Here is a 21,447-nt window from a genome sequence, read left to right on the forward strand (position 1 = left end):
GTGCCGCTTGAGAGTGAGATCGCCGCGCATTTCGCCATGGCGCGGCCACGGGTATTGGCGGCGCTGACACGGCGTTTTTCGGATATCGATCTGGCTGAGGAAGCCTATCAGGAGGCTTGTCTGCGTGCACTTGAGCGATGGCGTCGGGACGGTTTGCCGCGCGATCCGACGGGATGGCTGCTTCTGACTGGACGCAATGCGACGATTGACCGGGTGCGGCGCGACAAACGTATTGTCTTCCAGGATGTCATGCCGGAGCAAGAAGAAGACCCAGGCGACGTTGAAGCAGACCTTGCGGACGAGATTGATCTGTCGGAACTGCGAGATGATGTTTTGAGGCTCATGTTCATGTGCTGCCATCCGGATCTTTCCCTGCAGGACCAGCTGGCCCTTGCGCTGAAAGTGATTGGCGGGTTTTCCGTGGAGAAAATCGCCCGCGCCTTTGTCGTCCGCCCAAAAGCTATGGAACAACGCATCACCAGGGCGAAGAAGAAGGCTTCCAGCCTTGCGACGCAGCTGGATACGCCAAGCCTGCAGGAGCGAGCCGCGCGGCTCGATGCGGTCAGTACGATGATCTACCTCCTGTTCAATGAGGGATATTCAGCCAGCGGTGGAGATATTCATATCCATACGGAGTTGTGCGAGGAGGCGATCCGCCTTGCCCGGCTGTTGATCGCGCTGTTTCCGTCGCAGCCTGAAGTCATGGGCCTCTTGTCGCTTTGCCTGCTGCAGCACTCGCGCAGACGCGCCAGAATAGATGGTAAAGGCGGCCTTGTTCCGCTTGAACAACAGGACAGATCGCTTTGGAGCCGTGTGGAAATCTCCGAGGGCAAGGTTCTGCTCGAAAAGGCTCTGCTGCGCGGGCGGCCGGGAAGCTATCAGATCCAGGCGGCGATTGCTGCCGTGCACTGTGCGGCCGCCGGTGCGGATGATACGGACTGGCAGGAAATAGAGCGACTCTATGCGGCGCTTGAGCAGGTGCATCCAACCCCGGTCGTGTCGCTTAACCGTGCGGTGGCTTTGGCCAAAGTGCGCGGCGCGGCAGCCGGATTGGAGCATCTTTCCAGTCTTTCGGATGCCCTGTCGAATTATCTCTATTTCCATACGACGCGGGCTGCGCTGCTTGATGAGGGCGGCGAAACCCGCGAAGCGATCCGATCCTACAAGCGCGCGCTGGAGCTTGGGCCAACCGGTCAGGAATACGAACATATCCGAGAAAAGATCGCGCTTTGCGGCCAAAAGCAAAAAAATACCGACGCCATGTAGGGACCGCTGGTTCCCGTTCGTCCTTGGAATATCGAAACCTGATTTTCCAAGGAGGAAACAATGTCAAATCCGATGCAGACACATGGTGCGGCAAGCTGGATACAGCACAGCGGAAGCGATCCGGCAGGCGCGCGTAAGTTTTACGAATCCGTCCTCGGGTGGCACGTCAATGACATGCCTATGCAGGATGGTTCTTCCTATTCCGCTATTGTGGTGGGTGAGAACCCGATTGGCGGTTTCATGCCGCAACCCGCGCCGGAGGGTGCCTGGACGATTTATATCACCGTCGACGATGTGGACGCCCGCTTCAAATCGGCGGTCGAGAACGGCGCACAAGGTGTTGAAGAGCCGGCAGATTATCCGGGTGTCGGGCGGATGGCGAAGATCCGCGACCCCTACGGCGCTTCTATATCGTTGATCACCTATGAGAGCATGCAGGGCTGATCCTGGCCGGCGCGGCTTGCCGCGCCGGATGCCGTTTGGCCCCTGGAGGGAACGTCATGATGACCACGACGATTACATTCATCGGGATTTTTCTGCTGATGCTCACGGTCCTGTCCGCGATAACCAGCGGGCATCGTGCCAAATACGAGATCGATTTCGGCGATGGCGGAAACCGGAAAATGATGCGTGCCCTGCGCGCCCAGGGCAATTTCATCGAGTATGTCCCGATGCTGCTTATCGGCATGGGCGCCAGCGAATATGCGGGCGCCCCCGGTTGGCTGCTTTGGACGGGCGGCTGGGTACTGGTTGTCGCTCGCCTTTCGCATGCCGGCTCATTGCTGGGGGTTGGCGGCACGCCGGGCCGTCTCTTTGGAACCGGGCTGACCTGGCTTCTACTGACCGTTTTCGGCGTCTACCTTATCGGCCGCAGCACAGGGTTGATTGCCTGATAACAGAGGGACCTTTCATGGCTCATGATCCACATCTGGCCGAGCTCCTGCGCCAAGCGCTGGAGGGAAGGGCAGGTATCAGCGAAAAGAAGATGTTTGGCGGCGTCTGTTTTTTGCTTAACGGCAATATGTTTGCCGGCGTCGCCAATCACGACAGTTTCATGTTCCGGGTCGGAAAGGATCTGGAGGCAGAGGCCCTGACAAGGCCTGGGGCGCGGCCCATGGACTTTACCGGCCGCAAAATGGGTGGCCTTATCTGGGTGGAGGCGGATGCAGCCATCGAAGCTGGCCTGAAGCAATGGCTTGATTTCACCGCGCGTTTCGTCGGCGCATTGCCACCAAAATAGAGGATCAACATCATGTTTGAGGGATTTCCCAAAAAGTCCGTGAGGTTTCTTCAGGACCTGAACAAAAACAACAGCCGTGAATGGTTCGAAGCGCATCGGGCCGATTACGACGCATACTTCGTGGAGCCCGCCATGCAGCTTATTGAGGCCCTTTCGCCGGTAGCGGCGTCGCTTGATCCACCGCACCACGCCGTGCCGAAGGTCAACAAATCACTGCGGCGCATCCACCGCGATACCCGTTTCTCGAAGGACAAGACCCCGTATCACACCCATATGCACATCGTTTTGTGGACCGGTGATCATCCGAACCGATCGGCCGGAACGCATCTGGTGCTCTCGCATGATCATTTTGGATTTGGCGCCGGGCACTGGGCGTTTTCCAGCGAAGGGCTGGAGCGCTACCGTTCTGCAGTTCAGGACAGCAAGGCACGCGGTCAACTGGAAACAGCGCTCAGTGAGGCGAAGGCTATCGGCTGTACACCGGGCGATCCTGAACTGCAGCGGGTGCCGCGTGGTTTCGAAGCGGATGGTGCGATTGCTGAGTTGCTTCGACGCAAGGGGCTTGTCGCGATGACACACGACAAGCCAAAGCCGGATAAGAGACTGTTCGGACCGGAGGCGGTGGGTTATCTCAATGACATTCTGCGCGCCCTTAGTCCGCTTAACCGCTGGATTAACCGTTACGTTGAAACGGCCTGATCAGCACGGTTCAGGGCATTTTCTTCAAAGCCTGGTCATGATATCGAACCCGAATGCCAAATTCCCGTCGCCTGCGGCGCGCTTTTTTGTTGTTCGTATCGCTGCTGCTTGCCTCATCCGTTACCGGTGCCGGCGGCCAGTCTGTGCCCGTGCCAAAATCCAAACCGTCTCCGCAGGAGATCAAGCCTCCGGTTCCAAAGGCCGCGCAGCGTCCCGGCTTGCCCGATGAGGAGCGGACATGCCGCAAGCGACTTGAGAAGGCCGGTGTGCGTTTTCATCCGGTCAAGCGCATCTACGGCAAGAACGGTTGTGGAATTCGCTACCCGGTAGAGGTTACGCGCCTGCCTGATAATGTTCGTCTTTCCGGCCGAACGGTGCTGTCATGCCCCGCGGCGGAGGCGTTGGCCGGCTGGTCGGCAAAATCGGCCGGGCCGGAAGCCAGGAAACGCTTCGGGTCGGATCTCGTCAAGATCGATCAATATGCCTCCTACGATTGCCGTACGCGCAATTCCCAGAAGGGCAGTAAGCTGTCCGAGCACGCCAAGGGCAATGCGATCGATCTCGGGCGCTTCCACATGTCCGACGGTACGGTTGTCGATGTTGCATCACGGCCCAAGAAGGGCGCGCCTGAGCAGCTGTTTCTAAAGGCATTGCGAAAATCAGGCTGCACCTTCTTCACGACGGTGCTCGGGCCGGGCAGCGACGCTTTTCATGACGATCATTTTCACTTTGATGTCGCCAAGCGCCGCAGCGGTTACCGCTACTGCAAATAGTCCCGTTTAGTCCTTGTCGCTGACGCCGGCCTGTTCGAATGTCGCCATGCCGCTGTGACACTGCGCTGCGGCTTTGACGATGCCGGCGGCCAGCGCGGCGCCGGTGCCTTCGCCCAGCCGCATGCCGAGCGACAGGAGTGGCTTCTTTCCAAGCTTTTCGACGAGCATGGTGTGACCGGGCTCGGCCGACACATGGCCAACCACGCAGTGATCAAGCGCACTTGGATTGGCGGCCTGCAAGACTGCAGATGCCGCGGTTGCCACATAGCCGTCGATGATCACCGGTATGCGCTCCATCCTAGCCGCCAGGATTGCGCCCGCCATGGCGGCAACTTCACGTCCGCCGAGCCGTCTAAGCAATTCGAGCGGGTCGCCAAGATGCGGCTTGTGCAGCACAACAGCCCGCTCAACGGCGTCGATCTTGCGCGTCAACGCCTCGCCATGGGCCCCTGTGCCCGGTCCCGTCCAGTCTGCCGCGCTGCCGCCGTAAAGGCCGTGGCAGATGGCGGCGGCGATCGTGGTGTTGCCGATCCCCATCTCGCCAATGCACAGAAGGTCGGTTCCGCCGGCAATGGATTCCATGCCGAACGCCATGGTGGCCGCACAGGAACGTTCATCGAGAGCAGCTTCCTGGGTAATGTCGGCGGTGGGCAGTTCCAGCGCCAGGTCGAAAACCTTGAGACCAAGATCGTGAGTGATGCAGATCTGGTTGATCGCCGCGCCGCCCGCTGCAAAGTTCGCCACCATCTGAGCAGTGACGTCCGCGGGGTAGGGCGACACGCCCTGGGCGGTTACGCCATGATTGCCCGCAAAAACTGCCACCAACGGACGATTGACTGCTGGCGGACGGCCGGTCCATGCCGCCAGCCATTCGGCGATCTCCTCAAGTCTGCCCAACGAGCCGGGCGGCTTGGTAAGAACCGCATCCCGATTGCGTACAGCCGCGGCCGCGTCAGCATCCGGACCGGGGAGGTTAGCCAGCAGTTCTCGAATATCGTCAAAGGGTAGACCGGTGGTCGACATCAGTTATGTCCTTGTAAATGAAACGCGCTCACGCAATAGGATAATTGGTGATATTTGCAAACAGGGCCGAATGCTATTGTTCGATCGGCGGCCCGTGACGTTTGAGAGACAGAATGGACGGAATTGTAACAGAGACGGCACGCGCTGTTGCCTTCTTGAGCCGTTTGCCGGTTCCGGACCGTTTTTTTGCCGGAGCGGATGCGGATATGACGCAAAGCGCCCGGACCTATCCTCTCGCGGGGATGGTCGTTGCATTGCCGGCCGCTCTGCTCCTGTTCATGCTGCTGTTTATGGGTTTGCCGCCGCTCTTTGCGGCCGGACTTGCGGTCACGTGTCAAATGCTGACGACCGGCGGTCTGCATGAGGATGGTCTGGCCGATTGCGCCGATGGTTTTGGAGCAGGAGGAGAGCGCGAGCGGATCCTTGCCGTCATGAAGGACAGCACGATCGGCACATTTGGCGGACTGGCGCTGATTTTGTCGGTGGTGCTGCGTGTGGCCGGACTTGCGACGATTGCGTCGGCTGTCAACCCGCTGGGCGCGGCATTGGCGCTGTTGTCGGTTTCCGTTGCCAGCCGCGGTGCAATGGTCTGGCATTGGCATAGCCTGCCTGCGGCGCGACCGGACGGGGTTGCAGTCTCCATCGGGCGGCCGGATGAGAAAACCGCTGTCTTTGCCGCTGTTAGCGGCGCGCTGCTCACGGCCGTTCTCGCATTTCCCGCCGGCGGCCTTGCCGGGGCGATCACGTCATTGTTTCTGGTTGCCATAGTCTGTTCAGTATTTGTCCGTATGACGGAAGGCAGGATCGGCGGTCACACTGGTGATACCATTGGCGCAACCCAGCAAATCTGCGAGATCGCCGCGCTGCTTGGGCTTGCTCTTTGGGTCCAGACAACCATATCGGGGTAGGCGGCAGGAATAACGGAAGACGATATCGTGGAATCACCCTGCATACTTGTCTGTTCGATCGACGTGAAAACCGGATTTTGCTTCGGTTGCGGCCGAACCGGCGACGAGATCGCCGGTTGGCTCGATTTCGAACCGGGGCAACGGCGCGAAATCATGGATGCCTTGCCGCAGCGCCTTGAAACCATTGAGCGCAAGCCGCGCCGCGAAACCAGGCGGCAAAGGATCGCGCGCCAAAGCCAGGGAAGCTGAGTGATGGACCGCGGCTTGTTGATCATTTTCGGTGTGCTGGGCCTCGGGCTCCTGCTGCTGTTGATCAATCACAATTCCGGCGAAACACTGGGTCTTCCGAACGACAGCTTTGCCTATGTGCTCTACACCGGCGTGTGGGGCATGGTTGTCGCCGCAGCAGTTGTGGGGTCCGGTATGCGTATTGGAGAAATGGCACGCAATGCTGTGATCTGGCTGATCGCGCTTTTGCTTTTGAGCACGGTTTATGTCTACCGTTTCGAACTTCAGGATGTCGGTTATCGACTCGCCGGCTCGCTGCTTCCCGGCACGCCAATCAGTCGTATGTCGGCCGATGGACGGCCCGAGGTCATCCTGACAAAGGGCAGTGGCGGGCATTTCCAGGTCCGGGCCGCCATCAATGATGAGCGCGTCAATATGATGGTCGATACTGGAGCAACCATGGTTGCGCTGTCTTACCGGGACGCGGAACGGGTTGGCCTTGATATGGGCAATTTGCGGTTCGAACGGCCCATCGCAACTGCAAACGGTGTCGCCATGGCCGCCATGGTCATGTTGCCTGAACTATCCGTCGGCGATATCAGCCGGCGCAATGTTCAAGCCGGTGTGATGGAGCAGGGCAAGTTGGCCGAGAGCCTGTTGGGCATGAGTTTCATTGGAACGCTATCGTCTTTCCACATCAGCCGTGACGAGCTGGTGCTTCGGGACTGATCCTTCTCACACAATGCTCCAGAAGAAGCGGGCCGCGACAATCAGCAGAAAAACGCCGAACGCCGCTTCGAGCTGCCGCTGGTCCATCTTGTGTGCGGCTGCGGCGCCAAGCGGCGCCATCAGCAGTGTAATGGGTATCGTCAGGACAACGGCAATCCAGTTGACATAGCCGGTCGAGTAGATTGGCAGAGCCGGATTGCCCCAGCCTGCCCAAAGGTAACCGACAAGACCGGGCCAGGATATGAGGATTCCAAGGCCCGAAGATGTGGCGACGGCCTGGTGCACCGAGCGACCGTACAAGGTCATGAATGTGTTGTTCAGGACACCACCGCCGACGCCCATCAAGGCCGACAGCAATCCGATGAAAAAACCGCAGATGGCGCGAATGGGATTTTTGGGCAGGTCGTTGCCCAGTTTCCAGCTTTCACGGTTGAGAATCATGCGTATGCCGACCAGCAGCGCTATGGCGGCGAATATGCCGCGCAGCGCGCCGCTGGACGCCCCGGCCACGATAATCGACGCGGCGATGACGCCAAGCGGAACGAAAATCACCCAACTCCTGAGCAGTTCCATATCTGGCGCCTTGCGCCTGTAATGGGCGGTAAATGAACTGATCGACGTTGGGACAATCACCGCGAGCGAGGTTCCGATGGACAGGTGCATGCGTACCGAATCCGGCGTGTCGAGCAGCGTGAAGGCCTGGTAGAGGACGGGCACGAGGATTGCTCCGCCGCCTATGCCGAACATGCCGGCAAGAAAACCGGCGACAACCCCGGCAACCGCCAGAACCGACACGAACCACAACAGCTCTTGCAACGGAACCATGTATTGCTCCTTAAAAGCGGCCGGTTTGCACGTCGCCCGGCACGCTGTCAAGCAAAGGAGCGGCGCCTGTTTTTGTTTGGATCAGGGGTTTCAATGCTGGGCGCATCGACAAGAATGCGGTCTCTTGGAAGGATTGCTGTCACCTCCGTTCCTTCCCGCAATTTCGACCTGAGAACAAACTCGCCGCCATGTTCGGCCAAAATGGCCTGAACGATAGGCAAGCCGAGGCCCGTGCCCTGTTCCGCACTTTTGATGGCGATCGAGCCTTGCCCGAATGCGGACAGGACCACCGGGATTTCATCTTCCGGAATTCCTGCTCCGTTGTCCTTGACCGACACATATTGACCGCCACCGGCGGTCCAGCCGACCTTCAGGGTGATCTCGCCCTTTGGCGGCGTGAACTTGACCGCGTTTGAAAGCAGGTTGAGGATGACCTGCCGCATCGACTTTTCGTCTGCCCATACCAGCGGCAACACCCGCTCGAACTGGGATGAAACGGTAATATCCTTGTCGCGCGCCTTCATTTCGATCATCGCGATACAGTCTTCCGCGATGTTGCGCATGCTGACCGGCTCTTCGTTCAGCGCATAGCGTCCGGCTTCGATACGCGAAAGGTCCAGAATCTCGTTGATGAGCCGCAAGAGGTGATCGCCCGAACGGTAAATGTCAGCGATGTATTCCTTGTAGGTCTCGTTTTCGAGCGGACCCAGAACCTCGTTTTTCATGACCTCGGAGAAGCCGAGAATTGCATTCAGCGGTGTTCGCAGTTCATGACTCATGGAAGCAAGGAAGCGCGATTTGGCCAGATTGGCTTCCTCGGCGCGGCGCCGCGCCTCGTCCGATGTGGAATTTGCCAGTTCCAGTTCGGCGATCAGCCAGTCCTTTTCTTCCTGCGCCGACAGCATATTGACATTGGCATTGTAGAGACGTCCGGTGACGAACAGGAAGAATACCAGCGCGCCCAGCAGCATGGACAGAATCGAGATCTGGAACGGATTGTCCGGCGGCGAACCGGCCAGATAAAACGTCAGCATCGGCGTTGAGAACACCAGTAGCGGCAGGCGCCGCAGCGTGAAGCTGGACATCGCCGTGACGGCCATTGCAATCAGCAGGATTACGCCCTTGAAAAAGGCATAGTCCATGCTCGTACAGCTATCGCAGGGCTGATAGGCAAATATCGCCCATCCGAGCCCGGTGATCCCGTGTGCGGCCACGAACTGAAGTTCGATCTTCTTCGCGATCAATGTCGTGATGGTCTGTTTTGCCGCCCGTTTGGCAAGAAATGCCATCAGCGCATAGCCTGCAAGCGTGGCAATGAGCCAGACAAACACGTTCTCGATTTCAAAGAAGCCGATACTGATTCCGGCCGTAACGAGAACAAGCACGGGCATTGCCGCCGCGCCCTGAACAGCCGAACTGACATACATCTTGACCAGTTCGCGATCGTACTGGGCGCTGCTCTTGTTGTCAGACAGAAGACGGTCGCGCGTTGCCTTCACCGCCCGGGCAATTTCCGGGTTCCGGTGAACGCGTTAGCGATCGACTATATTCGTATCTGCGGTTTTTTCTGCCGAACTCATACCAACACAACGGATTTGCAACCGTTGGGACATTAGGCGTCAATGATTAAAAGAACCTTCAAATACGCTCCTATAAGAGCAAAAGTTGACTTATATATTTGGGCGGCGGATCGGCAGACCAGGCCGCGAAACGGGAGAATGAAATGCTGCTTTACGATGGCGGACGCGCGCCCAATCCGCGTCGGGTACGGATATTTCTTGCCGAAAAGGGGATTGAGGTTCCCCTAAAGCCCGTCGATATGACGGCGCTCGGCCACAAATCGGAGGAAATCACTGCGCTCAACCCCTATCAGCGGCTACCGGTCCTGATGCTTGATGACGGGACGGTTCTGACCGAAACCGTTGCGATCTGCCGGTATTTTGAGGAACTGCATCCCGAACCGCCCCTCATGGGCATCGATGCCCTGGATCGTGCAAAGGTTGAAATGTGGAACAGGCGCATGGAATTCGGGCTCTTGAGTTTTGTCGCCATGGCTTTTCGCCATACCCATCCGGCAATGGCCGAGTGGGAAGTGCCGCAGGTTAAGGAATTTGGTGAAGCGAACCGTCCCAAAGCTCTGAAAGAAATGGATTTTTTGGATAGGGAGTTGGCGGACAGGGCCTTCGTAACGGGCGATCGATACACAATTGCCGATATAACCGCGATGATGGGGATGGATATGCTCAAGCCGGCGCGTATTGATCGTCCCGTTCACCTTGAGAACCTGATGCGCTGGTATGAAAGCGTGTCCTCACGACCCAGCGCCTCAGCCTGATCGTTCCGATGGCTTCATTGTCGCTGGAAACACTTTTGCAGGATATCAGGGCGTGTCGCGTTTGCCGGGACATGCCGAGATATGGTGCGGCGCTTCCCCATGAGCCCCGGCCTGTCTGTGTGGCGAGCGGCACGGCCCGGGTGCTGATCGCCGGGCAGGCGCCCGGTACACGGGTGCATGAGAGCGGTATCCCATTCAATGATCCTTCCGGCGACCGGCTGCGCGGCTGGATGGATGTAGACCGGGAAACCTTCTACGATGGCGGACGTATCGCCATTGTGCCGATGGGGTTTTGTTTTCCGGGCCTTGATGCCAAGGGTGGTGACCTGCCTCCGCGCAAGGAGTGCCGGGAGCTTTGGCACGATCGCGTAATCGGCGCACTTCCCGATATTCGCCTCGCTCTTGTCATCGGCCAGTATGCTCATGCCTATCATCTTGGCCCGCACCGCGAAAAAACGCTGACGGCAACCGTACTTAATTGGCGGGCTATGCGTAGTGCCGTGCCCGGTTTCGTCACCTACGCGTTGCCGCACCCGTCCTGGCGCAACAATATCTGGCTCAAGAAAAACCCGTGGTTTGAGAGCGAACTGCTTCCGGCCTTGCGTGCTGATCTGGTGAGTATATTGGAATCCTGATCGCATTGAGTGGGGAGAATTGTTATTTTTTAGAAAAATTATCTCCAGTATTCCAAATTTGGGATTGATTTTCTAATTTTCTGTGCGATTTAGAGGTGAGTACAGGGATTGTCGAGGCCGGGCCAGCAGCCCGCTTCATATTTGGAGATTACCGATGGACCGACTTGACCGAAAAATTCTGCGGCTGTTGCAGGAGGACTCGACCCTTGCGGTAGCTGATATTGCCAAAAAGGTCGGATTGTCGACCACACCCTGCTGGCGGCGCATCCAGAAACTGGAGGAAGAAGGTGTGATCCGGCGTCGCGTTGCACTGCTGGATCAGACGAAGATCAATGCAAGCGTAACGGTGTTTGTCGCCATTCGCACCAATTCGCACTCACATGAATGGCTGCTGCGTTTCTCTGAAGTCATCAGCGAGTTTCCGGAGGTTGTCGAATTCTACCGTATGAGCGGTGATGTCGACTATCTCCTGCGGGTGGTCGTGCCCGATATTGCCGCCTATGACGCCTTTTATCAGCGCCTGATCAAGAAAATCGAAATTCGCGACGTCTCGTCCTCCTTTGCCATGGAGCAGATCAAATACACGACGGAACTGCCGCTCGATTATATGGTGCTTGAGGGCGGGCGCGCGTCGGAGCCGGCCTAAGAAGAGGTCTATCGCCCGGCGGTCTTGGCCTTTTCCGCCTTGGCGGCAAGCCTATCCAGGGTTTTTTGACTGGTCAGTTCCTTCACCGCATCGCGTCCGATCCACCGGGGCGTAGGGTCGGGCCTTGCTTCCAGTTTGCGTGCAAGGTCCAGGGCCGGGCCGTGCAGTTCCATCGATCTTTTGCCGATTTGCCGAAGGGCCCAGTTGACGGCCTTCTTCACAAAATTGCGCTCGTCGGTCGCATGCTCTTCGATCAGCGTGAGCCATGCGGCGATTTTGCTATCGGGCTCCTTTTTCAGATGGACCGCGCCCCAGGCGATCATTGCGAATGCGGTGCGGCGGACGAACTCGCGCTCGTCGGCGGCGAACGGCGCGATGAGCGCGTCATGCAGCCTGGCCTCGATGAACAGGCCGGCGGCATGGTCGACCACTTCCCAGGAATTGAACTCCTTTGCCCAGTTTCGCGCCTGATCGGCTGTTACCTCTTTCGGATCATCGCTGAAACAGGCAAGCAGACGGGCTTCTCGGATTCCAGTTTTCCAGAGCGCCAATGCGCGATCATGATTGCGCTTGATTTTGCGGGCGAGGGGGCGCAGTTCGGCATTGCGGATACCGAGCGCCTTGCTTGTGTCAATGCCGAAGCGGGCCATACCCTCTTTCTCGTCGGCGACCGCATGAGCATGCAGCCAATCGACAACCTGCTGGCAATCCCAATCGGGTGCAGGCTCGCGGCCTGCCATGTCAGCGCTCCAAACGGGCCAGCAGGGAGGATGTATCCCAGCGGTTGCCGCCCATCTTTTGGACCTCCCGATAGAATTGGTCGACTAGGGCGGTCACTGGCAGGCTGGTGCCGTTGCTTCGGGCTTCGTCGAGCACGATGGCCAGGTCCTTGCGCATCCAGTCCACGGCAAAACCATGGTCGTAATGGCCTTCATTCATGGTCTTGTAGCGGTTCTCCATCTGCCAGGAACCGGCTGCTCCCTTGGAGATCACCTCGATCACCTTTTCAATGTCGAGGCCGGCCGCCTTTCCGAAATGGATGCCTTCGGCGAGACCCTGCACGAGCCCGGCTATGCAGATCTGGTTGACCATTTTTGTGAGTTGGCCGCTGCCGACCTCGCCCATAAGGCCAACCATTTTTGCGTAGCATTCGATAACCGGCCGCGCATTTTCAAAGGTTTGGCTGTCGCCTCCGACCATGACGGTGAGGGCGCCGTTCTGTGCGCCGGCCTCGCCGCCGGATACCGGTGCATCGAGGAAGCCAAAGCCTCGCTGAGAGGCTTCGGCGTGAAGCGCGCGGGCAACTTCTGCCGATGCCGTGGTGTTGTCGATGAAGATGGCACCGGATTTCATGCCGTGAAAGGCGCCGTCGGGGCTCGTTGCGACGCTGCGGAGATCGTCGTCATTGCCGACACAGGCGAATACGTAGTCCGCTTCCGATGCGGCTTCGCGAGGCGTTTGAGCGGATGATCCGCCGAATTCGGCGACCCATTTGTCGGCTTTTGCGCCGGTGCGGTTATAGACCGTGACGTCGTGTCCGCCCCGCGTGCGCAGGTGACCTGCCATATGGTAGCCCATAACGCCCAGTCCGATGAAAGCCACTGTTGCCATCCGTTATGCCCTTCTGCAAAGTGCTTGTGTTTTTGATGCCTGAAGGAAATAAATCAATGCGGCGGATCATCAAAGTCCTTGTCAGATTTATTTTTATTGCGATTCCGTTGCTTATCGTCGCTGCAGGTGGCGGCTATCTCTGGATGGCCCGTTCATTGCCCCCGGTTTCCGGATCCATGACCGTCGAACAATTGTCCGACACTGTAACGGTTGCCCGCGATGAAAACGGCGTACCGCACATAACCGGCACGTCCATTGCCGATGTCTTTACCGGGCTCGGTTTTGCCCATGCGCAGGACCGGCTCTGGCAGATGGAAGTCGTCCGTATTGCAGCACAGGGACGCCTTTCGGAGCTGTTTGGCGAGACTACCGTAGACAGTGATATCTGGCTTCGCAGCATGGGTCTGTTTGAGGCGGCCAAATCATCCTACGAGATGTTGCCGCAGGAGACCCGCGATGCTGTCGAGGCCTATACGAACGGGGTCAATGCGTGGATGGCAAGGCAAGGGCGCACCTTCGCATCGAAACTGCCGCCAGAGTTTGTCATACTCGGACATACGCCCGAGCCCTGGGAGCCTGAGCATTCGATTGCGGCCCTGAAGATGATGTCTGTCACGCTTGGCAAGAATGCATCGGCCGAGGTCATGCGGCTGGCCTTTGCGCGGTTGGGATTTTCATCGGATGAAATCGAAGATTTGCTGCCTCTTTTGCCGGGCGATGAGGCACCTGCGCTGCCGGACCTTTCGGCACTTCTAGAACTGCCTTCCGGTCCCATTGAGGTCTCAGCTGGCAGTGAGCCTTCCGCCGGGCCGGTGCTGGCATTGCTTGATCACCGCAACAAGGGTGCGTCAAACAACTGGGTGCTCTCCGGTTCGCGCACAAAGAGCGGTCAGCCGATCCTCGCAAACGACCCGCATCTATCCCTTTCGGCACCCTCGATCTGGTATCTTGCTCATCTCAGGGTGGAGGGCGATGGAGATGCGCGTAATTTCATCGGCGCATCGACACCAGGTTCGCCGCTGATTCTTCTTGGCCGCAGCGACAAGGTTGCCTGGGGATTTACCAATACCGGATCAGATGTTCAGGATATCTTCATTGAAAAGACCAATCCGGACAATGATGACGAATATCTTACTCCGGATGGCTGGCAATCGTTTACCAGCCAGGAGGAGATTATCCGGATACGCGGTGGCGGGGAGCGCAGGTTCATGCGCCGCTTGACCCGGCACGGGCCGGTGCTTCCGCCGTCTTATCTCAATATCGGCCGGTACCTGCCGGACAACACGGTCGCGGCCCTTCAGTGGGTCGCCCTTGCGGCCGACGACACGACCATGGATAGCGGTATTCAGGTGCTGAGTGCTGCAACTGTTGATGAGTTCCAGGCAGCCATGGCGGATTATGTCACCCCCATGCAGTCGATGGTTGTTGCCGATACGTCTGGCAATATCGGTCTGATTATACCCGGCCGGGTGCCGATCCGTGATCCGCGCAATGCGGTAATGGGCCGGGCGCCGGTGCCGGGCTGGGACAGTCTCTATGACTGGAAAGGCAGTATTCCCTTTGAGGGGCTGCCCCGTGAAAACAACCCGCCGGGCGGCGCGATCGGAACAGCAAATACAAAGATTGTCGGGCCGGACTATCCGTATCTTCTGACCCTGGACTGGGAAGAGCCGTGGCGTCAGAAGCGGGTCGATCAACTCATCGTCGACAACCGGACGCCGCAGACGATTGCGATGACGCATGATGCCCAGGCAGATGTGCTTTCGCTGGCTTTTGCCGAGCTTGCTCCTGAGATGATCGCACTCATCGATGGCAGGGACGGCATTGATGGTGACGTGCTTGCAGAGCTGAAAAGCTGGAACTACGACATGGTTCGCGACAGCAGCGCGCCGCTTGTTTTCATGGCATGGTTTCGCGAGAGCATGATCGGTGTTTTTCGAGACGATCTCGGCCCATCCTTCGACCATTGGTTCAAGGCGCGCGCCAATGTCATGCTCAACGTCCTGAATGGCGAGACCAAGCGCGAATGGTGTGACGATGTCTCGACAATCGGCAAGGAAAGCTGCGCGGATGTTCTTGCCGCCGCATTGAACCGGGCTCTTGTCGATCTGCAGCAGCGTTACGGCGAAGACCGAGCCAAGTGGAGCTGGGGCGAAGCGCACCTTTCAGCGGGCGCGCACACGCCTTTCACGCAGATTGAGCCGCTGAACCGCCTGTTTGACGTGCAGGTGCCGAGCGCTGGCGGGCCATTTACCCTTGACCGCGGCGTGACGCGTCTCAACAAGGACAAAACACCCTTTATCAATGCCAGCGGGTCAAGCTTCAGGGGCATTTATGATTTTGAGGATCTTGACCGGTCGACATTCATTCAAACCACTGGTCAGTCCGGCAATCCGTTTTCGAAACACTACCGCGATTTCGCGGTTCCATGGTCGAATGTCGAAGCCATCACCATTCCTGCCGACCCGATGCTTTATGAACCGGGGATCGTCGGTGTCTGGCGATTGTCACCATAGGCCGGGCCTGAACCGGACGTGCGCTAGCGCTTCAGATGTCGGGTGAGACGCCGCTCGAACCAGTTCCACAGGTTACGCAGAGCTTCGACGATAATCAGATAAAAGATTGCCGCCCAGATATAGGTCTGGAAATCGAAGGTGCGGGAATAGGCGCGACGCGTTTCACCGAACAGGTCAAAGACCGTGATGATGGCAACAATGGCCGATCCCTTGATCATCAATATGATCTCGTTGCCATAGGGGCGCAGGGCAACGATCATTGCCTGTGGAATAATGATCTTGCGATAGGTCTGAAGCCGCCCCAGGCCCAAGGCCCGCGCACCCTCGAACTGCCCGCGCGGAACGCTTTGGAGGGCGCCCCGCAATATCTCGGCCTGGTAGGCGGCGGTATTGAGCGTGAAGGCAAGGATGGCGCAATTCCACGGGTCGCGGAAGAAGCCCCACAGACCGATGGCTTCAAGCTGAGGCCGAAACTCGCCGAGCCCGTAGTAGATCAGGAAGAGCTGTGCGATCAGCGGCGTTCCGCGGAAAAAGTACACGTAGCCATAGGCCGGAACCGAAAACCAGCGGCGTGACGACATACGGCCCATGGTGACCGGCACGGACAGGATTGCCCCAAGGAAGACCGAAATGGCGACCAGCGTGATCGTCACGCCGAGGCCCGAGAAATAGCGCGGTGCGTATCGCTCGATCTTTTCCGGATCCCACTCCGCCACAAGAAAGAGAATAATCCCGACACCGACAACAAGCCATAAAGCCATTGCCGCCGTGCCGGCCGTGCGGGCGACGGTCCAGGGACGCGGCGGCAGAGGTGGGGGCGCCTTTGCCTCGATCATGTTGTCGGATACGCTCATACCCGAACCCCCGATTTCTCAACCTTTCGTTCGATTGCGCCAATGACAATCGATGAGAGGATCGCAAGGACCAGAAACAGCAGGCACGCGATGCCGAAGAAGAGAAATGCCTCCTTGCTCACCCGTGCTGCAATGCCAGCCTGGCGAAGGATATCCGGGAGTCCGATAACCGATACAAGCGCCGTTTCCTTCAGCAGGATCATCCACAGATTGCCGAGCCCCGGCAGTGCAATGCGGATGAGCTGGGGCAGGATGATCTTGATCATCGTCTGCACTTTGCCAAGCCCGAGTGCGTAACCGCCCTCATACTGCCCGGCCGGGATGGCGCGGAAGGCCGAGAGGAAAACCTCGCTGGCAAAGGCTGAAAAGACGACACCGAGGGCGATCATTCCGGCAAGGAAAGAGTTGATCTCGATGGCGGCTTCATAGCCCATCGCCAGAAGCAATTGCCGGATACCGATCTGCAGCCCGAAATAGACGAGGAACAGCGTGAGCAGTTCCGGCAGGCCGCGAAAAATCGTCGTATAGATTTCTGCCGCCATACGCAGAGCGCCTTCATCGCTCTGTTTGGCGAGCGCCAGAAGGAAGCCGACGAGCAAACCGAGAGGAAGCGTTGCCAGAGCAAGGCCTACAGTGACCAGAACTCCGGAGGCGATCTGATCGCCCCATCCATCCGGACCGAAACTCAGAAGGGTCAGGGTCTCTTGCATATTATTCTTGTTTATCGAGCATAATGCTCATTCCCCTTATGGAAACGGCGGGTGTAAGCCCGCCGTTTCCTTGTCTTCAAGCGTAATCGCGATCAGTCGCCATACACGTCAAATTCAAAATACTGATCGTTGATTTCCTTGTATTTTCCGTTCTCACGCAGAGCGATGATCGCCGCATTGAACTGCTCGCGCAGCTCATCTTCACCCTTGCGGATGGCGATGCCCGCGCCAGGTCCGTTGATGACGGGATCGGGTGTCAATGTGCCCAATATCTTACAGCACGCACCGTCATCGGTCTTCAACCATTCTGACAGGACGATGACGTCATCTATCACGGCGTCAATGCGGCCATTGGCGATATCCAGCTTGTACTCATCCGGTGTCGGATAAAGACGAACTTCAACCGACGGTATTTTTTCCTCAGCATAGTTGGAGTGCGTGGTCGCGCTCTGTGCACCAAGGACTTTTCCGCTAAGGCCGGCATCCGTTGCCTCTGTAATATCAGAGTCTTTCGGAACGGCGATGGCGGGTGGCGAGTTGTAGTACTTGTCAGAGAAGTCGACCTTCTCTTTGCGCTCTTCCGTTATCGACATCGATGCAATAACCGCGTCGAATTTTCCGGCAATAAGCGATGGGATCATACCGTCCCAGTCATTGGTGACGAACTCGCACTTTACCTTCATTTCTTCGCAAAGCGCGTTGGCGATATCGATATCGAATCCCTCAAGCTTGCCGTCCGACGTCAGATTATTGAACGGCGGATAGGCGCCCTCGGTGCCGATCTTAATTGTTTTTGTGTGATCATCAGCCTGTGCTGCGCCCATGGAAATGGCCAGCGCAGCCGCTGAGGCGGCGAGGGTAAGGTACTTTGAGATACGCATGGTGATCCTTCCTAACATTGTGCCTTGATTGTTGATATTGGTGGCACATTCAAACGGGTCCCCAATGTCCCGTATTGGCGGCGATATTCCCACTGTTTTCAAACAAATTGCAACTGCAAAATTGCTGCGGAACGCATGGTTTTGCGCATTTCGAGGCCACCAGGCGGACAATACAGGCCGGATCGGGCCGATAAGGCGGCTCGGACGGCAATTACCGAAGTGAAATGCCAAACTGGGAAAGCGGGATATAGGTGACCGGATCGCCTTGTTCGACGGACACTGTTTGCTCATCAAGCTCAATCAGGCCGTCGGCGCTGCGCAGGCCGGAAATCAGTCCGGAGCCGTCGTGGCGGAACTTCCGTGCAACCATCGCGCCGCTGTCGTCCGGCTCAAGCCAGCCACGGACTAACTCGCGCCGGTCCGGCTTTTTTTTCTCTATCGCAAATCCCGCCGGGATGCGAAAGCGTTGCGGTTCCTTGTGACGGCCGCCGCCGAGAAGCCGCATGGCCGGATAGCAATAGAGCAAAAAGCACACAAAGGCCGCGACCGGGTTTCCCGGAAGGCCCAGGAAAACGCAATTGCCGACTTGTCCGAACGTCATTGGACGACCGGGCTTGATGGCAATCTGCCACAGATGCCTTTTGCCAAGACGGTCAATTGTCGTGACGATGTGGTCTTCCTCTCCGCGCGACGCACCACCGGTCGTCAAGATCACGTGATGGTCGGCGGCGACCTTTGAAAGCGCGTCGGCGATATTATCCTCGTCGTCCCTGAGGATGCCGACATCGGTCAGTTCCACCGGCAGGCCGGCACAGAGGGACGCGATCATGTGGCGGTTTGAATCGAAGACCTGTCCGCGCTCAAGCGCGTCTGTCTGTCCCGGCTCGACAAGTTCATCGCCGGTTGAAACGATGGCAACTTTCAGGCGTCGGTAAGTCCCGACGTTTGCCCGGCCGAGTGACGCAAGGGCTGCGATGTCCTGCGGGCGCAGCCGCTGGCCCAGCGAAAGCAGATCGTCGCCCGCCTTGACGTCTTCTCCTGCGAGCCGGCGGTTCGCGCCGGGCCGCAGGCCGGCGGGAATGGTCACTTCGGTTCCGTCCTCGGAAAGCCCGCAATCTTCCTGCATCGCTACGCAGTCGGCGTTTGGCGGCATTACGGCCCCAGTGAAAATGCGGGCTGCGGTTCCTTGGACAAGCGCCGGCGGATTGGCTTCACCGGCCGGGATGCGAGCACCGACCGCAAGCGTTTGTTGTTTTGCATAGTCGGCGTGGGTAAAGGCGTAGCCGTCGACGGCGCTGTTGTCGTGCAGTGGAACGTTTCTGGGTGCTGTCACGCTTTCCGCAAGGTACCGCCCGAGCGCGCTGTCGAGCCTGACATCTTCGGTATCGACTATACGATGGAGACGCTCCACGATGAGCTCGACAACCTCACCATGCCGCAGCCTGTCCTTGTCGTGCAGAAAGCAGTCATTGATGAGGCTTGGCGACTGGCTCATTACTTCTTGACCTCCGCAAGGCCGGTCTGGACCTCGATGAAGTCTGTGATCGCGTTTGTGTCGTTGAGATCGAAAATCGGAATGTCCGCACTGTCGTCCGGTTCGTCTGTCGCGATGGCGACGACGGTTGAATCCACACCGGCCAGCGGTTCACGGCTGTGGGCTTCGCGCCGGCGGGCCTCGATCTTCGGGTGGCCTTCGCGTTTGTAGCCCTCGATGATGACAAGATCGCACGGCTCAAGCCGCGCCAGCACGGTATCCATGTTTGGCTCTTCTTCGGTACGCAGTTCGTGCATGAGCGCCCAGCGGTTTGAAGAGACAATGGCGACTTCCGTGGCGCCCGCTTCGCGATGGCGGAAGCTGTCAGTGCCCTCGTGGTCGATGTCGAAGGCGTGATGGGCGTGTTTTATGGTGGAGATGCGCCAGCCGCGTTTGGTCAGTTCCTCGACGACCCGGACAGTCAGCCCGGTTTTGCCGGAGTTTTTCCATCCGGTGATGCCGAATACGCGTTGCATCTTGTTTGCCCTCTCGATGATGTGCCTTATCCGATCCGGGCCAGTATGTCTTCGGCCGCTGCAAGATCTTCAGGCGTGTTGGCGTTAAAGAACGGATCAACGGGTCCGGCGGCGGTCTCGACGTTGGCGAACTCAACGCTCAGCAGATCGTGACGCTGAACCCAGGCCATGACTTTTAGTGTGTCCGTATCGCGCAGCCAAGCTGTCAGATCGTCGCGAAGGCAAACGGGCCAAAGGCTGAAAACCGGGTGACGGAAGCCGCCCGACGTTGCCATGACAATGGTTTCACTGCCACCATCGTTTGCCGACAAAAGACCGGCAACTAGGTCGGTCGGAAAAAACGGCGTGTCGGAGGCCGCGGTAACGATGTGGGACATGCCGGGTTCATGGATCGATGCCCACTCCATAGCGGCGCTGATGCCGGCCAGCGGACCGGCAAATCCCTCAACCTGGTCGGCGACGACGGGCAGTCCGAATTGCGAAAAGCGTTCGGGATCGCCGTTCGCGTTCAGAAGCAGGCGCCCGACCTGCGGACGCAGCCTTTCGACCACCCGAGAAAGCATGGAGCCGTCGCCGAGCGGTCGCAGTGACTTGTCACCACCGCCCATGCGTCGCGACAGGCCGCCCGCCAGGACGCAGCCGAGAATGTCGTCTTGTGTCAGCCTCACGGGCCGCCCTCCGCCTTCCGTGCGTGTTTTCTGTTCTCATCCGGGATTGTTGCCGGGTCCTGATCAAACACGATCCTCTCTTCTCCCGACAGGGCGATAAAACGCTTGCCGCGGGCGCGCCCGATAAGCGTCAGGCCAACCTGCCGGGCAAGTTCCACACCCCAGGCAGTGAATCCTGATCTCGATATCAGAATCGGTATCCCCATCATGGCCGTCTTGATCACCATCTCCGATGTCAGGCGGCCGGTCGTGTAAAAGATTTTGTCCTGCGCGCCAATCCCGTTTGTGAACATCCATCCGGCGATCTTGTCGACAGCATTGTGCCGCCCGACATCTTCCATATAAACCAGTGGCCTGTCCTGACGGCACAGCACGCAGCCATGAATTGCGCCGGCTTCGAGATAGAGCGAGGGTGCGGTGTTGATGGCCTTGGTCAGCGCGTAGAGCCAGGACGTGTGCAGTTTTGCCTCGGGATCGAGGCGAATGGCGTCGAAACCATCCATCACGTCACCGAAAACCGTTCCTTGCGCACAGCCGGACGTGCGGACCTTTCTTTGCAGCTTGTCTTCGAAATCAGTCTCGTTGTCCGTGCGCACCACAACGACATCGAGCTCCTCGTCATACTCAATATCCGTGATCTCGTCGTCGCCTGACAGCATATTCTGGTTCAGCAGGTATCCCACCGCGAGCAGGTCCGGGTAATCGCCGATCGTCATCATGGTGACGATTTCCTGGCGGTTCAGATAGAGTGTGAGCGGCTTTTCCGTTACCACGCGGGTCTTGACGGGATTGCCGTCCTGGTCGGTGCCGGACACTTCCTGTGAGAGGCTCGGGTTTTCGGGGTCGGGACCCAGGATAAAGCCGCTCTTGCTCATGTCATACGATCCTGC

At 58.3% G+C, this 21,447-nt stretch carries 24 protein-coding genes and 1 pseudogene; 13 read left to right on the forward strand and 12 right to left on the reverse strand.

Annotated features, from left to right (window positions below; all coding sequences use genetic code 11):
- Genes OQ273_RS05680 through OQ273_RS05705 form a run of 6 tightly spaced genes read left to right on the forward strand, consistent with a single transcriptional unit; the run spans position 1 to position 3,978 of the window.
- Positions 1–1,266, forward strand: coding sequence for an RNA polymerase sigma factor (locus OQ273_RS05680; RefSeq protein ID WP_333781680.1), 1,266 nt, complete (start codon positions 1–3; stop codon positions 1,264–1,266).
- A 60-nt stretch (positions 1,267–1,326) separates the two neighbouring features.
- The gene (locus OQ273_RS05685) at positions 1,327–1,710 is read left to right on the forward strand and encodes a VOC family protein (RefSeq protein WP_267989501.1); all 384 of its coding nucleotides are present in this window, start codon (positions 1,327–1,329) and stop codon (positions 1,708–1,710) included.
- A 56-nt stretch (positions 1,711–1,766) separates the two neighbouring features.
- Entirely contained in the window at positions 1,767–2,159 is a 393-nt protein-coding gene (locus tag OQ273_RS05690) for an MAPEG family protein (protein WP_267989502.1), read from the forward strand.
- A 17-nt stretch (positions 2,160–2,176) separates the two neighbouring features.
- Positions 2,177–2,506 (forward strand): TfoX/Sxy family protein, encoded by a 330-nt coding sequence (locus OQ273_RS05695; RefSeq protein ID WP_267989503.1) that lies wholly within the window; start codon positions 2,177–2,179, stop codon positions 2,504–2,506.
- A gap of 12 nt (positions 2,507–2,518) precedes the next feature.
- Positions 2,519–3,205 carry a DUF2461 domain-containing protein gene (locus OQ273_RS05700; protein WP_267989504.1) on the forward strand — a complete coding sequence of 229 codons (687 nt, stop codon included), beginning with the start codon at positions 2,519–2,521 and terminating at the stop codon, positions 3,203–3,205.
- 53 nt (positions 3,206–3,258) lie between these two features.
- A complete protein-coding gene (locus OQ273_RS05705; RefSeq protein WP_267989505.1) occupies positions 3,259–3,978 on the forward strand; it encodes an extensin-like domain-containing protein in 720 nt (239 codons plus the stop codon).
- A 6-nt stretch (positions 3,979–3,984) separates the two neighbouring features.
- On the opposite strand, the gene cobT is transcribed toward OQ273_RS05705, so the two are convergent.
- Complete coding sequence (cobT, locus tag OQ273_RS05710; RefSeq protein WP_267989506.1) at positions 3,985–5,001, reverse strand: nicotinate-nucleotide--dimethylbenzimidazole phosphoribosyltransferase; 1,017 nt, start codon at positions 4,999–5,001, stop codon at positions 3,985–3,987.
- A gap of 113 nt (positions 5,002–5,114) precedes the next feature.
- Between cobT and OQ273_RS05715 the strand changes: the two genes are divergently transcribed.
- From OQ273_RS05715 to OQ273_RS05725, 3 genes are read left to right on the forward strand one after another with little or no spacing between them, the layout of a single operon-like run.
- Positions 5,115–5,909, forward strand: coding sequence for an adenosylcobinamide-GDP ribazoletransferase (locus OQ273_RS05715; protein WP_267989507.1), 795 nt, complete (start codon positions 5,115–5,117; stop codon positions 5,907–5,909).
- A 27-nt stretch (positions 5,910–5,936) separates the two neighbouring features.
- The gene (locus tag OQ273_RS05720) at positions 5,937–6,158 is read left to right on the forward strand and encodes a DUF1289 domain-containing protein (protein ID WP_267989508.1); all 222 of its coding nucleotides are present in this window, start codon (positions 5,937–5,939) and stop codon (positions 6,156–6,158) included.
- A 3-nt stretch (positions 6,159–6,161) separates the two neighbouring features.
- A complete protein-coding gene (locus tag OQ273_RS05725) occupies positions 6,162–6,866 on the forward strand; it encodes a retropepsin-like aspartic protease family protein (protein ID WP_267989509.1) in 705 nt (234 codons plus the stop codon).
- Positions 6,867–6,872: 6 nt separating this feature from the next.
- Here the strand turns inward: OQ273_RS05725 and OQ273_RS05730 are convergent, their stop codons facing one another.
- Together OQ273_RS05730 and OQ273_RS05735 are read right to left on the reverse strand one after the other, a co-directional pair.
- On the reverse strand, positions 6,873–7,691 hold the full coding sequence (locus OQ273_RS05730; protein ID WP_267989510.1) for a sulfite exporter TauE/SafE family protein: 819 nt from the start codon (positions 7,689–7,691) through the stop codon (positions 6,873–6,875).
- A 47-nt stretch (positions 7,692–7,738) separates the two neighbouring features.
- A pseudogene (locus OQ273_RS05735) lies at positions 7,739–9,271 on the reverse strand (sensor histidine kinase).
- A gap of 143 nt (positions 9,272–9,414) precedes the next feature.
- On the opposite strand from OQ273_RS05735, the gene OQ273_RS05740 reads away from it, so the two are divergent.
- The 3 genes from OQ273_RS05740 (at position 9,415) to OQ273_RS05750 (ending at position 11,307) form a co-directional block, all read left to right on the forward strand.
- A complete protein-coding gene (locus OQ273_RS05740) occupies positions 9,415–10,026 on the forward strand; it encodes a glutathione S-transferase family protein (protein WP_267989511.1) in 612 nt (203 codons plus the stop codon).
- Positions 10,027–10,034: 8 nt separating this feature from the next.
- Entirely contained in the window at positions 10,035–10,661 is a 627-nt protein-coding gene (locus OQ273_RS05745) for a uracil-DNA glycosylase family protein (RefSeq protein WP_267989512.1), read from the forward strand.
- Between the two features lie 154 nt (positions 10,662–10,815).
- Complete coding sequence (locus OQ273_RS05750) at positions 10,816–11,307, forward strand: Lrp/AsnC family transcriptional regulator (RefSeq protein WP_267989513.1); 492 nt, start codon at positions 10,816–10,818, stop codon at positions 11,305–11,307.
- Positions 11,308–11,315: 8 nt separating this feature from the next.
- Here OQ273_RS05750 and OQ273_RS05755 read toward each other — a convergent pair whose 3' ends face one another.
- Positions 11,316–12,047 (reverse strand): DNA alkylation repair protein, encoded by a 732-nt coding sequence (locus OQ273_RS05755; protein ID WP_267989514.1) that lies wholly within the window; start codon positions 12,045–12,047, stop codon positions 11,316–11,318.
- 1 nt (position 12,048) lies between these two features.
- Entirely contained in the window at positions 12,049–12,918 is an 870-nt protein-coding gene (locus OQ273_RS05760) for an NAD(P)-dependent oxidoreductase (RefSeq protein ID WP_267989515.1), read from the reverse strand.
- Positions 12,919–12,974: 56 nt separating this feature from the next.
- Between OQ273_RS05760 and OQ273_RS05765 the strand changes: the two genes are divergently transcribed.
- A complete protein-coding gene (locus OQ273_RS05765) occupies positions 12,975–15,434 on the forward strand; it encodes a penicillin acylase family protein (RefSeq protein WP_267989516.1) in 2,460 nt (819 codons plus the stop codon).
- Positions 15,435–15,457: 23 nt separating this feature from the next.
- Here OQ273_RS05765 and OQ273_RS05770 read toward each other — a convergent pair whose 3' ends face one another.
- The 7 genes from OQ273_RS05770 to fdhD all read right to left on the reverse strand — a co-directional run bounded on the left by OQ273_RS05770 (position 15,458) and on the right by fdhD (position 21,432).
- Positions 15,458–16,288: an ABC transporter permease gene (locus OQ273_RS05770; RefSeq protein WP_267989517.1), complete on the reverse strand. Its 831-nt coding sequence runs from the start codon at positions 16,286–16,288 to the stop codon at positions 15,458–15,460.
- Positions 16,285–16,998: an ABC transporter permease gene (locus OQ273_RS05775; protein WP_267989518.1), complete on the reverse strand. Its 714-nt coding sequence runs from the start codon at positions 16,996–16,998 to the stop codon at positions 16,285–16,287. The genes OQ273_RS05770 and OQ273_RS05775 overlap by 4 nt, the downstream gene beginning before the upstream one ends.
- 92 nt (positions 16,999–17,090) lie before the next feature.
- Entirely contained in the window at positions 17,091–17,879 is a 789-nt protein-coding gene (locus OQ273_RS05780) for an ABC transporter substrate-binding protein (protein ID WP_267989519.1), read from the reverse strand.
- A 211-nt stretch (positions 17,880–18,090) separates the two neighbouring features.
- Positions 18,091–19,374 carry a molybdopterin molybdotransferase MoeA gene (locus tag OQ273_RS05785; RefSeq protein WP_267989520.1) on the reverse strand — a complete coding sequence of 428 codons (1,284 nt, stop codon included), beginning with the start codon at positions 19,372–19,374 and terminating at the stop codon, positions 18,091–18,093.
- Positions 19,374–19,889: a molybdopterin-guanine dinucleotide biosynthesis protein B gene (gene mobB / locus OQ273_RS05790; RefSeq protein ID WP_267989521.1), complete on the reverse strand. Its 516-nt coding sequence runs from the start codon at positions 19,887–19,889 to the stop codon at positions 19,374–19,376. The genes OQ273_RS05785 and mobB overlap by 1 nt, the downstream gene beginning before the upstream one ends.
- A 26-nt stretch (positions 19,890–19,915) precedes the next feature.
- Positions 19,916–20,557 carry a molybdenum cofactor guanylyltransferase MobA gene (gene mobA / locus OQ273_RS05795; RefSeq protein ID WP_267989522.1) on the reverse strand — a complete coding sequence of 214 codons (642 nt, stop codon included), beginning with the start codon at positions 20,555–20,557 and terminating at the stop codon, positions 19,916–19,918.
- Positions 20,554–21,432, reverse strand: a complete 879-nt coding sequence (fdhD, locus tag OQ273_RS05800) for a formate dehydrogenase accessory sulfurtransferase FdhD (protein WP_267989523.1) — start codon at positions 21,430–21,432, stop codon at positions 20,554–20,556. Before fdhD ends, mobA begins: the two co-directional genes overlap by 4 nt.
- Between the last annotated feature and the right edge of the window lie 15 nt (positions 21,433–21,447).

This window comes from Hoeflea prorocentri, from assembly GCF_027944115.1.
Classification (GTDB): domain Bacteria; phylum Pseudomonadota; class Alphaproteobacteria; order Rhizobiales; family Rhizobiaceae; genus Hoeflea_A; species Hoeflea_A prorocentri.